The sequence below is a fragment of the Ruania albidiflava DSM 18029 genome (genome assembly GCF_000421225.1).
GTDB lineage: Bacteria > Actinomycetota > Actinomycetes > Actinomycetales > Beutenbergiaceae > Ruania > Ruania albidiflava.
Window position 1 is genome coordinate 1 of sequence record NZ_ATWL01000026.1, and the last position, 13,642, is coordinate 13,642.

10 protein-coding genes are annotated in these 13,642 nt (G+C 70.3%); 3 read left to right on the plus strand and 7 right to left on the minus strand.

What is annotated here, in order from left to right; all coding sequences use genetic code 11:
• Positions 1-287 (plus strand): ISL3 family transposase (locus K338_RS0117855; protein WP_022919528.1); only part of this gene is annotated, 287 nt, incomplete at its 5' end.
• 90 nt (positions 288-377) lie between these two features.
• Here the strand turns inward: K338_RS0117855 and K338_RS0117860 are convergent.
• From K338_RS0117860 to K338_RS0117890, 7 genes are all read right to left on the minus strand, one after another.
• Positions 378-1,313, minus strand: coding sequence for a carbohydrate ABC transporter permease (locus tag K338_RS0117860; RefSeq protein WP_211218259.1), 936 nt, complete (start codon positions 1,311-1,313; stop codon positions 378-380).
• The gene (locus K338_RS0117865; protein ID WP_022919530.1) at positions 1,303-2,262 is read right to left on the minus strand and encodes a carbohydrate ABC transporter permease; all 960 of its coding nucleotides are present in this window, start codon (positions 2,260-2,262) and stop codon (positions 1,303-1,305) included. The genes K338_RS0117860 and K338_RS0117865 overlap by 11 nt, the downstream gene beginning before the upstream one ends.
• A complete protein-coding gene (locus tag K338_RS0117870; RefSeq protein ID WP_022919531.1) occupies positions 2,262-3,557 on the minus strand; it encodes an ABC transporter substrate-binding protein in 1,296 nt (431 codons plus the stop codon). The genes K338_RS0117865 and K338_RS0117870 overlap by 1 nt, the downstream gene beginning before the upstream one ends.
• Before the next feature lie 104 nt (positions 3,558-3,661).
• Positions 3,662-5,284: an FAD-dependent oxidoreductase gene (locus K338_RS0117875; RefSeq protein WP_022919532.1), complete on the minus strand. Its 1,623-nt coding sequence runs from the start codon at positions 5,282-5,284 to the stop codon at positions 3,662-3,664.
• Positions 5,281-6,447, minus strand: coding sequence for a LacI family DNA-binding transcriptional regulator (locus tag K338_RS23745; protein ID WP_022919533.1), 1,167 nt, complete (start codon positions 6,445-6,447; stop codon positions 5,281-5,283). Before K338_RS23745 ends, K338_RS0117875 begins: the two co-directional genes overlap by 4 nt.
• A gap of 279 nt (positions 6,448-6,726) precedes the next feature.
• On the minus strand, positions 6,727-9,477 hold the full coding sequence (locus K338_RS24790; RefSeq protein WP_022919534.1) for a family 20 glycosylhydrolase: 2,751 nt from the start codon (positions 9,475-9,477) through the stop codon (positions 6,727-6,729).
• A gap of 214 nt (positions 9,478-9,691) precedes the next feature.
• Positions 9,692-10,162 carry an SRPBCC family protein gene (locus K338_RS0117890; protein ID WP_022919535.1) on the minus strand — a complete coding sequence of 157 codons (471 nt, stop codon included), beginning with the start codon at positions 10,160-10,162 and terminating at the stop codon, positions 9,692-9,694.
• 571 nt (positions 10,163-10,733) lie between these two features.
• Here K338_RS0117890 and K338_RS0117895 point away from each other — a divergent pair.
• Both K338_RS0117895 and K338_RS0117900 read left to right on the plus strand, forming a co-directional pair.
• Positions 10,734-11,621 (plus strand): ATP-binding cassette domain-containing protein, encoded by an 888-nt coding sequence (locus tag K338_RS0117895; RefSeq protein WP_022919536.1) that lies wholly within the window; start codon positions 10,734-10,736, stop codon positions 11,619-11,621.
• Positions 11,618-13,642, plus strand: a complete 2,025-nt coding sequence (locus K338_RS0117900) for a YhgE/Pip domain-containing protein (protein ID WP_022919537.1) — start codon at positions 11,618-11,620, stop codon at positions 13,640-13,642. The genes K338_RS0117895 and K338_RS0117900 overlap by 4 nt, the downstream gene beginning before the upstream one ends.

Consider the following 13,642-nt stretch of genomic DNA (forward strand, 5'->3'; position numbering starts at 1 on the left):
GGCGCACCGGCAAGAAGCTCATGGCCACCCTCATCGACAAGCTCCGCCGTGGGCTGCCCGACGGGCTGGAGGAGATCGCCCAGCTCGGGCGCACCCTGTGGCGCAAACGAGACCAGATCTTGGCGTTCTTCGACCACGAGGGAGCCTCGAATGGGCCTGTCGAGGCGATCAACGGACGACTGGAGCACCTGCGCGGGATCGCCCTCGGCTTTCGGAACTTCACCCACTACGTCCTGCGCTGCCTCCTACACTCTGGCCAGCTCGCCGCCCGCATCAACGCACTCTGAATCCGGAAGAGCCGCTATAGCCCCAGCAATGCTCCACGCGAGCGGACAAGGCGGGAACTAGGCCCCGGCTGCGCTGGCCCGGCCCGGTGGTCAGCCCTTCAGGCCGGTGTTCGCCAGGCCCTGGATGAACTGCCGCTGGGCCGCGATGAACACGATCAGCACCGGGATCACGGTCAGCGTGGTCGCAGCCAGCTGCACGTTCCAGATCGGCCCTCCGTAGGCGTCCACGTACTGGGTCAGCGCCTGCGGCAGGGTGAAGTTCGACTTGCTGGACAGGTACACGATCGGCTCGAGGTACAGGTTCCAGGACTTCAGGAAGATGAAGATCGCCACCGCCGCGACGGCCGACCGGGACAGCGGGAACGCGATCCGGGCGAAGATTCCGAACCGGCTCAGCCCGTCCATCCGGCCCGCTTCCTCCAGCTCACCGGGCAGGGTCACGAAGAACTGGCGCATGATGAACGTGGCCAGCACGCTCGGCGCACCCAGGATCGGGATCACGATCAGCGGCCAGTGCGTGTCGATCAGGCCGAGGGCGTTCACCATCTTGAACAGCGGCACGATCGTCACCTCGGAGGGCACCAGCAACCCGGTGAGCACCAGCACGAACAGCACGTTCGCCCCCGGGAAGCGGATCCGGGCGAACGCATACCCGGCGAGCGCGGCCACCGCGATCGTGCCGACCGTCACCAGCACCGCGATGTACACGCTGTTGAAGTACTGCTGCGCGAACGGCTGCAGCTCGAACACCTGCCGGTAGGGCTCTACCGAGGGAGCTGCCGGCCACAGCGTCGGCGGAATACGCAGGATCTCGCTGGTCGACTTCAGGCTCGAGGTGATCATCCACCAGGTGGGGAACACGAACGGCACCGCGAGCAGCACCATCAGCAGCACCATCGAAAGCCGACCGAGCCTTTCGATACCGAACGGGCCAGCCCCGGTGCGGCGCCTACGCACCCCACGCTGCGCCGTCGACGGCTCCTCCCCGACGGCCCCGGCGGGCTTCTCTGCCAGATCAGGCTTCATGGAACACCCACTTCTTCCGCGTCTGCCACTGCAGCAGGGTGAGCACCAGCACGATCACGAACAGCAGCACCGAGATGGCGCTGGCGTAGCCGAACTGGTTGAACTCGAAGGCCTGCCGGTACAGGTAGAACACCAGCACGGTGGTGGAGGTGCCGGGGCCACCGTCGGTGAGCACGTCGATCAGCGCGAACGTCTCCAGCGAGCCGACCACGGTCAGGATGGCCACCAGCAGGACCGTGGGGCTGATCATCGGCAGGACCACCGACCAGAACCGGCGCAGCGCCCCGGCACCGTCCAACCGGGCCGCTTCCTGGATCTCCTCCGGCACCCCCTGCAGGGCGGCCAGGAACAGGATCATGTTCAGGCCCACGTTCTTGAACACCTGCACCACGATCACCGAGATCATGGCGGTCACCGAGCCGCGCAACCAGTTTGGGCCGGTGATGCCGAGCGTGGACAGAAAGGCGTTGATGCCGTTGTCCGCCTGCAGCAGGAAGCCCCACACGATCGTCCACGCCACCAGCGAGACCACCACCGGGGAGAAGAACAGCACCCGGAAGAACGTGGTGCCGGGCAGCTTCTGGTTCAGCAGGATCGCCAGCCCCAACGACAGGGTCAGGTTGAGGACCACCACACCGAGGGAGAACCACAGGCTGGCCAGCAGCGAGTCGTGCAGCGCCGGATCGTCCAGCATCGCCTGGTAGTTGTCCGCGCCGACGAACGTGAAGGTGTTCGCCAGCACATTCCACTCGTGCAGGGAGTACCAGGCGACGGCGATCAGCGGACCGACCACGAACGCGATCGCGCCGATCACGGCCGGGGCCACGAACGCGTACCCGGTCGCCGCGTCCCGGCGCCGCCAGGTGGACTGGCGTTGCCGCTCCGGTCGGCGCTGCCCCTCCGGCCGGCCGGGCCGCCGGCCGGAGGGGGCTGTGGTGGCGGTGGTCATCAGCCCTGCAGCAAGGACTCGATGTCGGTGCACACCGCCGGGGCCACGCTGGCCGCGTCGGCGTCGGCGGTCCACAGCGGGTCCAGGGCGCTGCGCACCGCGGTGTCCAGCTGGGCGAAGTTCGGGTGCGCGGGCTTCGTCGTCGCTCCGGTGATCGAGTCGACCACGGTCTGCAGCTGATCCTGCGAGAACAGCGGGTTCCCCTCGGCGAGCGTCTCCGGGTTCAGCAGCGAGGTGCGCGGCGGCGGGAAGTACAGCGCCAGCGACTCGGAGTTCTCCGGGTTGGTGAAGTAGGCGAGGAAGTTCGCCGCGGCTTCCGGGTGCTCGCTGTTCGCAAGCACCCCGAGCCCGGCTTGACCGACCACGTTCTGCTGACCGGCGGGCCCGGCTGGCAGCGGCACGATGTCCCACTCGAACGACCCGTCCAGCGAGGAGGCCCGGGAGATCTGTGTGATCGTCATCGTGGTGTCGCCGGCGAAGAAGTCCGCCGAGGTGCCTGGGCCGGGGATCGCCCCGTCCTCGAACACGGCGTCGTGGTACCAGCTGAGCGCGTCGATCATCTCCTGCGAGCCGAACTCACAGGTGCTGCCGTCGGCGCTCCACGGTTCGGCGTCCCAGCCGCCCCAGACCGTGGCCAGGTTGGACCAGATCTGGTAGTCGAAGTCGCGTACCACCAGGCCGGCGCCGCCGAGCTCGTCCACCGAGCCTGCGGAGATGTCCCGGGCGGCGTCGTAGGTCCACTCACCGTCGGCGAGCAGGTCGGCCGGGTTGTCTTGCCCGGACTCGGAGACCCGGTCGGTGTTCACGAACATCACGAACGGGGAGTTGGAGAACGGGTAGGCGTACAGCCCGCCGTCGGACTGCCACAGCTCCAGGGTCGCCGGATCCACGTCCTCCAGGTCGTAGCCGCTCGTGGCCTCGAACGTGGGACCCAGGTCCATCAGGGCTCCGCTGGCGACGAACTCGGGCCCGTTGGACTCGAAGATCCAGGCCAGGTCCGGGGCGTTGCCGCCGGCGATCTGGGTGGTCAGCGTGGTGGTGTAGTCGTCGAACGGCACGGTCTCGAACGTGACCGAGGAGACCTCGTCCGGATGGTCGGCGATGTAGGTGTCGGCGATGTCGTTGAACAGCTCAAGGTGGTCCTCGGAGGCGGTCCAGACCGTCATCCGCAGGTCGACCGGGCCGTCGGGGGTGTCGTCGCCGCCGCTGTCCCCGCCTCCGCCGGAACAGGCGGCGAGAGTCAGAGCGCTGGCCGCGGCCAGGCCGGCCAGCAGCGTGCTACGTGGGTGTCGCACGGTACTTCTCCTTCGTTGGGTGGGACCGGCGGGGGTCGCCGGGACTTCGTTGTCGGGTGCACGGTGCGCCGGGTGCTCAGGACGGGACGCTCAGTGCCGGGTGCTCAATACGGATAGACACCCTCGGGCCAGTCGAGCTCGACGCCATCGGCCACGAGCAGCTCCTGGAACGCGGACACGGCGGCCGGGTCGGCGTGCACGGCCGCCGGTGTGCTGCCCTGCCGCAGGCAGGTTGCCGCCAGCGCTCCGGCCGCCTCGCCGATGTTCCACTCCACCGGGTGCAGCCGGTAGCAGCCGTTGGTGATGTGCGTGGTGCCGATGTTCTTCGCCCCGGCGATCAGGTTGCCCCCACCGCGCGGGATGAGCGCTCCGAGCGGGATCTGGAACGGGGCAGCGGGCACGTCGATGTAGTTGTCCCCGCCGGTGGAGGGGTGCAGGTCGATGCGGTACATGCCCACGCCGACGCTGTCCGGGTAGCGCCGGGCGGTGTCCTCACCACGCGCGGCGGGGGAGACGTCCTGCTCGGTGATGGTCTCCAGCGCGCGGATGCGACGGCCCTCCCGGTGGTAGGGCGCCATCGCCAGACCGTCCTCGGTGCCCATCAGGTCCGGGCGCAGCCGCAGGCCCGGCCAGCCGCGACCACCGTCGGGGCGCGGCGCCTCGGTCTGCATCCAGTACAGCATCGACAGGCTCAGCTGTTTGGCGTCGGCCAGCCGCTGCTCGGCCACCTCGGGCGGCACGTCCAGCACCGGGGCCTCGAAGTAGTCGATGCTCGGCCAGTTCACCAGGGTGACGTCGCTGCTGAAGGCACCCGGGGTGTGCAGGTCGCGGGCGAGGATCCGGCGGAAGGTCCACAGGTTGGTGTCGCCGGGGTCCTTGCTCTGGTCGGCGTCCACGGCGAGCGCGTCGTCGCCCGGGTTGGGTTCGAACACCCGGTGAGTGATCTGGAGGGTGCGCGGGTGGGGTGCGGTCCAGCTGACCAGCGGGCCGCCCCAGAACTCCGGCTGCACCTGCCGCCACTTCTCGTACTGCTCCGGCTTGTCGATGGTGTGGTCGGCTCTGGCCTGGTGCTCCACGGCGAAGCAGATGCTCAGCGCCTGCACGTTCTCCGGCTGCGCCTGCTCTGGTGCGCTCGGCTCTCCGGTCTCGGTGCGGGACTCGAACCCGGTCACGTAGTCGATCCCGGCCAGCGGCAGCAGCTCACCGGTCTCGGTGGCGTCCACCACGAACTGTGCCCGGATCGTCCGCTTGTCACCGGTGCGCACATCGGTCAGCTCGACGGCGGAGACCACCTGGTCCTGTGCGCTCGCTCCTGTAGGGCGCAGGCCGGTGTACAGGCGGACCTGGCCACCGGCGGTGTAGGGGGCGAGCATCTCCTCCAGCACCGCCAGGGCGACCTTCGGTTCGTGGCAGAGCTTGCTCACCCATCCCGCGCCCGGGTTCAGGTCGGTGCGCGCCCGGGCCGCGTCGGTGAGTGGGTAGGCGCGCCGGTAGTAGTCGCGGATGCCGTCGCGGAACGCCCGGTAGGAGCGGGTACAGCCGAAGTCCTCGATCCACGGGTGCTCGTCCGGGGGCACCGCCTGGGAGGTGGACTGGCCGCCGATCCAGTCGAACTCCTCGGTGAGCACCACGCGCGCGCCCTGCCGGGCGGCGGCCAGGGCGGCGGCCACACCACCCAGGCCGGCTCCCACGATCAGGATCTCGGTGTCGTCGTGCACAGTGGTCATACCTGGGGGTTCTCCTTGGTGCTGGGTTGGGGTTCTCCCGTGGTGGGAGGGGCGATGGTCTCGCCGTCGACGAGCTCGCACGGGATGAGGACCTGCTCGGCGCCGGCGGGTTCGACAGCGACCTCAGACGAGAGGCTGGGCGCGGCGGCTGCGGCGGCGGCACCCGCGGGGGCGGTGGTCGCCGCAAGGCCGTGCTGCGAGCCGAGCTGACCGAGCACGATGCGCAGTGCCTCGATGCCCATCTGCTGGCGCGGGATGGTGAATCCCGACCAGGTCACTTCCCCGGGGTCCCGCTGCTCAGGGTCGCCGAGGCGGGCGATCGACAGGTCACCCGGCACGTTCAGGCCGCGATCCAGCGCTGCGTCCCGGATGGGGCGGGCCAGGTCGGAGGTGGTCAGCAGGGCGGTGATCCGGTGGGCTGCGATGGTCTCGAACAGCTCGGCGGACGTCGGGTCCGGTTCCTCCAGCACCACCGGCAGCAACCCGGCGGCCCGGATCGCCCGCCGATAGCCGCGGAGTCGGTCCTGGGTGGACTCGTGCGGGGTGAACTCGGTGACCATCGCGATCTGCCGGTGCCCGGCGGTGACCAGCCGCTCGGTGACCTTCTCGGTGGCAGTGTCGTAGTCGGCACCCGCATAGGGCACGCTCACCCCGGGCGCTGTCCGGCGGCCGATGAACGCGAACGGGAAGTCCTGGCTGGTCAGTGCGGTCAGATCGTCGGGGTGGGAGTGCCGGCCCAGCAGCACGCAGCCGTCCGCCACCCGGAGCCGGTGGATGCCGCCGCTGGCCAGCAGCTGCCGCTCCCGCCCGGCGGGCATCGAGGTGAACAGCACCAGGTCCACGCCCTGACGCTGTGCCTCCCCCTCCACCCCTTCCAGGAACGGCTGGTAGAAGTCGCCGGCGCGGTGCGGGAACACCGGTTCGTAGGTGTACACACCGATCAGCGCGTTCCGTCCGCCGGCCAGGCGCTGGGCGATCGGGTTGGCCACGTAACCGGTCATCTCGATCGCCTTGAGCACCCGCTGGCGGGCATCCTCACCGACCCGACGCTGGGCGATGCCGGTGCCGTTGAGCACCATCGACACCACGGTCTGGCTCACCCCGGCGATCCGGGCGACCTCGGCCTGGGTGACCCGGGCGGACTGCGAGCGTCGGCGTGGCATCGGGCCTCCTTCGGCTCAGCGGGGCGGACGTCTGTGACGGGGTGCGCCGGTCGACCGGACCGGGCAATGAGGACGAGTGAAAGCCGTTTTGCGCAAAACTGCAAGAGACCCTGGACAGGTGGGACAGCAGCGGAGAATCCCCCAAGAACCGCGGAATAGCGCTACGAACTGCGGCTGGTGAGCGTCGCCGTCGAGTCATCATACGAATAACAAAATGACATCGCCGCGGCGGCCCACGATGGGCCACCGCGGCGATGAGTGCCGTTGCTTCCGGCGGGATCAGCGTCCCGTTGCCGCGAGTGCGTCCACCTCCTGCGCGCTCAACGCCCGGTCGTAGAACCGGACCTCGTCGAGCGTGCCGGACAGCGACGCTGAACCGCGGTCGTAGACACCGATGAACTGCACCGGCAGCTCGATCTGCCGGGACGTGCTGTCCACCTCCGTGCCGTCGACGTACAGCGTGGTTCCGCCCTCGTCGCCGACGAACGCCAGGTGACGCCAGGTGCCGTCTGCGGGGAGGGTGTAGTCGAAGGACTGGTCCCAGCGGTCGGTCACCGGCGGCTTGTCCGAGCGCTCCGGGTCACCGGTGTGGGTGAGCCCGACCCGCCCGGTGCGGTACTGCGAGGTGCGGATGGCGTACCCGGTCACCGAGGAGGAGAACAGCGTCTCCACAGTGCCGGAGTCCGTCCGCCGCAACCACGCCGTGGCCGTCCACTGGTCGGCGACACCTGCGGGCATGCCGGTGTAGACCATGTCGTCACCGCCGTCGAACTCCATCCCGCCGCCGGACCAGCCCGGGACGCGGTCCACGTGCTCGGCGCCGGCATCATGACCCAGCCCGGAGGCGTCCGGAACGGTCACGCCGCCCTCGGAGTCGAAGGTGTAGTGCGCGACCAGGCCGTCGTGCAGCGCACGCATGCCGCCGGCGTCCAGCGCCGAGTCGAACACCTTCACATCGTCGACGGCGCCCACCATCGCGTCCTCGGTGGCGCCCAGGTACTGCAGCGGCAGCGGGACCTGGGCGTCGATGCTGTCGGTGAGCTCACCGTTCACGTACAGGCTGGTGCCGGACTCGTCCGAGGACAGGCCCAGGTGCACCCACTCGCCAGCCGGGGCACTGTAGTCGAAGGAGTGGTTGCTCTCCCGGCCCCCGGTGTAGCTGGTCAGGCCCACCCGTTCGCCCCGGCCCTGCTGCTCCAGCCGGATGCTGGCCGTGGGGGAGTCCAGCAGGATCGCGCGCCGGGCATCGGTGGCCTCACGGCGCACCCACACACCCAGGCTCCACGGGCCGGCCACGTCCGGTGCACCGATGAGCATCCGGTCGCTGCCGCCATCGAGGCCCAGCGCAGTGCCGTGCCGACCATCGGTGAGCTCGGCACCGATAAGCGTGCCCTGGCGGCCGAGTCCACCGGAGTTCTCCCCCGGTGAGCTGAGCGCGGTGTCCTCGAACCGGTAGCTGGCCAGCTGGCCGAGGCCGAACCCCGGGGCATATCCCACCGCGCGTGCCGCAGCGGCGAAGTCGGCGTAGCTCGGGTAGCCCATCCCCGACCAGGCCTTCTCCGCATACAGCGGGAGGAACGGCGCCAGCTCGGCGCTGATCCCCGCTTCCGGGATGGAGGGAGTCCAGCGGGGTGGGTTCCACAGGTTCACCTTCAGCCCCACCAGGTTCTCGTCGTCCGGTTCCAGGGCCAGGTCCGCCGCCAGCGGTGACCAGATCCACGGCTGCCAGGTGTCGTGCAGCCACTCCTGGCTGAGCACCCGCCGCCCAGGCATCACGTAGGTGTACCCGCCGTCGGAGTTGACCAGCTGGTATCCCTGGGCGCTGTACTCCTCGGCCGAGGTGCCCTTCCAGTCATCCAGCACCGGACTGGTCTCCAGCGGCTTGCTGCCCACGTACTCGAACCAGGTCCAGATCCAGGCGGTCGCCCCCTGGCCCTCGATGTGCCGGGTCACATCGTCGATGAAGTCGCGGAACAGGTCGCCCGGGTCGTCGTAGCCCTGCTCCGCTGCGACCTCGGCCAGCTCCGGACAGGAGGCGAGCAGCTCACGGTTCTCCTCGGAGTCCTTGAGCGAGGCGTTCGGGTACTCGTCGGTGCCCACGTGGAACTGCCCGTCGAACATCGGCAGGTACTCGTCGATCAGCGAGGTGACGAACGGCAGCGTGGCCGGGTTGCTCAGGTCGAGCAGGCCGAGACGGGTGTCGCGCAGCGCCTCGCAGTCGTGGCCCAGGTCCGGGCGCACCTGGAGGATGCGGGTGGAGTGCGAGGGGACGTCGATCTCCGGCAGGATCGTGATGCCATAGCGGCGTGCATAGTCCACCAGGTCGGCGATCTCTGCCTTGGTGTAGTGCAGCTCGGACGTCAGACCCGGGACGTCGCTCTCCAGCCGGAACGCCTCGTCGTCGCTGAAGTGCAGGTGCAGCAGGTTCATCTTCAACCAGGACATCTCCCGGATGTACTGCTTGAGGAAGTCGACCGAGGCGAACCGTCGGGCCACGTCCAGCATCACGCCGCGCTCCGCGTAGTCCGGTTCGTCCACGATCGTGCCGCGCGGGAGGGTGTCCCTGGCTTCGCTCTGTCCGGTGAGCAGCTGCAGCAGGGTGCGGGTGCCGTAGACGGCGCCGTCGGAGGTGGCCGCCGTCAGGTGCACGTAGTCGGTGATCGCGAGCCCGTAGCCCTCCTCGCCGAGATCGGCAGCGGGCACGCTGCTGAGCAGGATGTCGCTCTGACGCGGGTGCGGGTTGCGCATGCTCAGCACCACCGGCCGGATTCCGCTCACCTGTGTCAGGTCGGAGGCGAGCAGGTCGGCGACCGGCTCCAGCTCGGCGTCCTCGACCAGGATCCGTACCCGCCGGTCGAAGGTCAGCGGGTCCCCACTGTCGGTCGCCGGGGTCCACTCCTGCGGGGAGGGCACCACGGTCGGTGGCAGGGCCTCTGCGCTGGACTCGCCGTCGCCCACCTCAGCGGGCGAGTCCCCCAGTGCGGCTGTCGGCACGAGCAGTGTGCCGGTGAGCACCGCAGCGAGGACCATCGGTAGTCCTCGCGATGAACGCAGCTTGCGTCTGTGCATCATTGCTCCTCGTGTCAGGGCCGCCGTCAGCAGCACGAGGCACCGCGCGGCAGCCGTTCAGGGGCACCCAGGTAAGGGCGTTTTGCGCAGTACTACAAGCCGTACGGATGACTCGCGTGGACGAATACTGGTGCTATAGCCCCAGCAGACCTCCGCGCGAGGTGTGGTGGGGCGGCTAGTGCACGGCCGCGAGCACCTCGGGGTCCGCACACCCCGCTGCGAAGCCTTCGATGCGGCGGCCGATCTCCCGGCCGAGCACCCAGGTGCCGATCCGTTCGGCGAGCGGCGCCAACCACGCCGGCTGGCAGGTGAAGTTGTACTTCCACATGGCGCGGGTGCGGCCCGGGCCGGCCTGCTCGAACCGCCAGCCGCCGGCCATCGTGCGGAAGAACCACGGGCCGGTGACCATCCGCATCCCGACGTTCCGCGGTGGTGCGTAGGAGACGTACTCGCTGACCATGCGGGCGCCCCAGCGGTGCACGGTCAGGGTGCGCACTCCCTTGTCGGGGGCGGTGGCGCCGTCGAGGAAGTGCTGACGGCGGACGAACGGGTCCCAGCGCAGCCTCACCTCGCCGGTGGTCTGCGAGACGGCGAAGGCTTGCTGGGGGTCGAGGTCCACGACCGTCTCAGCGCTCACCATGGGCATGGCGCGATGGTGTCACAGCCCGCGCGCCCCGGCCATGTCGTCGCAGCCCAGCGACGGGCCTGTGCCGCGACGGCGCCAGCGGCAGCAGGCAAGCGCGGCGACGTGGCCGAGACCACGGTGGGATGACGGCCCTCCGCAGGCAGCCGGAGGAAGGGAGGACTACCCTCGTTCGCGGCCTCGCGCGTGCGCGCCGGGCCGGCGGACGGGAGGGCCGGTAGCAGTGCAGGAGAACGAACGGAACGCTGGTCGTGAGCCAGCCGAGGACGCAGCAGCCGCAGGGCGGGACGGTGCCGACCAGCCGCCCGCAGCGGAGCACGACGCTTCTGCTGGAGCGCTCTCGCCGGCGGACGGCGCCGGTGCTCGGTCCGCAGCTACCGCCACGGCCGGCAGTGTCTCTCCGGACCCAGCCGGTTCTGCCGGCACACCCGCCTCCCCGGCCTCTACGCCCTCCGCAGACTCTGCCCCTTCTGCCGGTTCGGCCCCCTCTGCCGAGACCCCGTCTGCCGAGACCCCTTCTGCCGAGTCCCCGTCTGCCGGGCCCCCGGTCGAGCCCCCGAGCACCACACCCGCTGTGCGGCTGGAGGGGCTCGGTCTGCGCGGCTCCCGCGGCTGGGCGTTCCGCGACGTCGAGCTGGTTGCCCAGCCCGGCGACCTGGTGGTGATCACCGGCGCCTCCGGTACCGGGCGCTCCACGCTCCTGCTCGCGATCGCCGGCCGGCTGCAGCCCACCGCAGGCAGCCTCGAGCTCGCCGGATGCACCGTGGCCGCCGACCGCCGCAACCACCGAGCGCTGAAGCAGGTCCGAGAGCGGGTGGCCGTGGCCCGCCTCGCCGACCACATCGGCCTGGACGGCAACCTCTCGGTGCAGACCAACGCCCGTGACGCAGCGGACTGGGTACGCCAACGACCCGCCGACGTGCAGGACCGCCTCGAGGACTGGCGCGCCCGCAGCGGACTGGTGCTCGAGCCGCACACCCCCGTCTCGGAGCTGCCCGCGCTGGAAGCCACCGCTCTGCACCTGCTGCTGGCCGCCGTCGTCGGCCCGGAGGTGATTGTGCTCGATGACGCCGACGCCGGTCTCGTGCCGGCCGAGCGGGACCAGCTCTGGCAGCTCGCGGCCGAGGTGGCTGCCACCGGCACCACCGTGATCGCCACGGCCACGGACGTGCCCGATCAGGCCGACGTGCACCTGGTGCTGCACCGGCACAGCGGCCCCGCAGCCCACGTGGCGAGCTCCCCGCCGGCCGAGGCGCCCGAGACACCGCAGAGCCCACCCGATGCGCAGCACGGCAGCCCGAGCGACCAGCCGGAGAGCCCACCGGAGCGCGAGCGGCAGGAGTCCCCGGCCGAGCCGGATCGGGTGGGCCGGCCGGACACCGACGAGCCCGACCAGGACGAGCCCGACCAGCCCGACGAGCCCGACCAGCCCGGCACCGACCGAGACGGAGCAGAACGATGAGAACGCTACGCCTGGCCCGCGCCGAGATCACCCGGCACAAGGGCTTCCTGCCCACCCTCGCCGTGCTGTTCCTGGTCATCGTCCCGTGCCTGTACGGCGCCCTGTACCTGTGGTCGAACTGGGACCCCTACGGCACCCTCGAGGACGTCCCGGTGGCCGTGGTGAACCTGGACGAGCCGGTCACCGTGGACGGTACCGAGGTGGCGGCCGGTGACGAGCTGGTGGAGACCATGCTGGAGGACCCGATCTTCGGCTTCGCGCCCACAGATGCCACCGATGCGGCCGACGGGCTGGCCGAGGGCCGCTACTACATGACCATCATCATCCCGGAGGACTTCTCCGCCAACCTCGCCTCCGGCGCCGACGGCACCCCGCACCGTGCTGAGGTGCAGATGCGCCGGGACGATGCGAACGGGTACGTGGTGGGCATCATGGCCGAGTCGGTGCAGGCCGAGCTGCACCAGCAGATCAACGTGGCCGCCACCTCCGCCTACTTCGAGTCCGTCTACGGGGAGCTGGACCAGCTCCGGGACGGCCTCACCCAGGCCGACGACGGTGCGCACCAGCTCTCCGACGGTCTGGTGGACGCCAAGTCGGGGTCGGCCGAGCTGGCTGACGGCCTTGCCGACGCCGAGTCCGGGTCGCAGGAGCTGGCTGACGGCCTGGTGGACGCCTCCGACGGCGCCGCCCAGCTCAGCGACGGCGCGAGCCAGGTCGCTGGCGGTACCCAGCAGGTGGCCGACGTGGTCAACCCGCTCGCGGACGAGGTGGTGCCCCGGATCCCGGACGTGGCCGACGGCGCAGCCTCGGTGTCGGACTCGGTCGCCTCGGTCACCGACCTGGTGGCCAGCGGCAGCGACTCGCTGTCCACCCGCACCGACGAGGTGGACGACGCCCTGGCGGCCCTGGTGGAGGAGCATCCCGAGCTCGCCGACGACCAGGCGTTCGCGGACCTGCAGGAGGCTGCCGGCCGGGTCTCGGACCGCACCGGTGAGATCGACGACACCCTGCAAGGAGTCAACGACGACGCGCAGCAGGTGAGCACCGACGCGCAGAACCTGCTCACCGCCGTCCCGGACCTGCAGAACGAGATCCGCACCGGGCAGGCGAACATCAACGAGCTGAACGACGGCGCCCACCAGGTGGCCGACGGTGCTGCTGAGCTCGCCAGCCAGCTGCCGGAGGCCCGGGACGGTGCCGCCGAGCTGGCGGACGGTATCTCCGACGCCGCCACCGGCTCGGCCGAGCTGGCCGACGGCATCGCCGACGCCTCCAGCGGCGCAGACGACCTCGCCGACGGGTTGGACCAGCTGGTGGCCGCCGTCCCGGCACTCGATCCGGACACCCGGGAGCGCAACGCCGCCGTGCTCGGCGACCCGACCGACGTCACCCTGGCGGTGGACAACCCGGCCGACGTCTACGGCCGCGGCCTGGCCCCGTTCTTCTTCGCCATCTCGCTGTGGGTGTTCGGCATCGTGGTGTTCCTGGTGCTCCGCCCGACGACGGGACGCGCCGTGGCATCGACAGCCTCACCGGTGCGGATGGCGCTGGTGGGCTGGCTGCCGGTGGCCACGGTCGGTCTGATCGGCGCGTGGTTGCTGCTCGCGGTCTCCGAGCTCGCGCTCGGCCTGGACGTGGTCGACCCGCTCGGCGCGTTCGCGATGGTCACCCTCGCCACGCTGGTGTTCACCCTGATCGCCCACCTGGCGCGCAGTGCCTTGGGGCTGGTCGGGTCCGCGGTGCTGCTGGTGGCGCTGATGCTGCAGCTGACCTCCTCCGGTGGGATCTACCCGGTGGAGACGTTGCCCTCGGTGCTGCGCGCCATCCACCCGTACCTGCCGATGACCTACCTGGTGGACGGGTTGCGGGTGGTGTTCACCGGTGGGCTGACTGCGCACCTGGTGCGGGACGCGATCGTGCTCGGCGCCGTCGGGGTGGTCGCCTTCATCGGTACCTGCCTGGTGATGGCCCGCAAACGCACCTGGGCGCTGCACACTCTGCACCCGGCGCTGGAAGGCTGA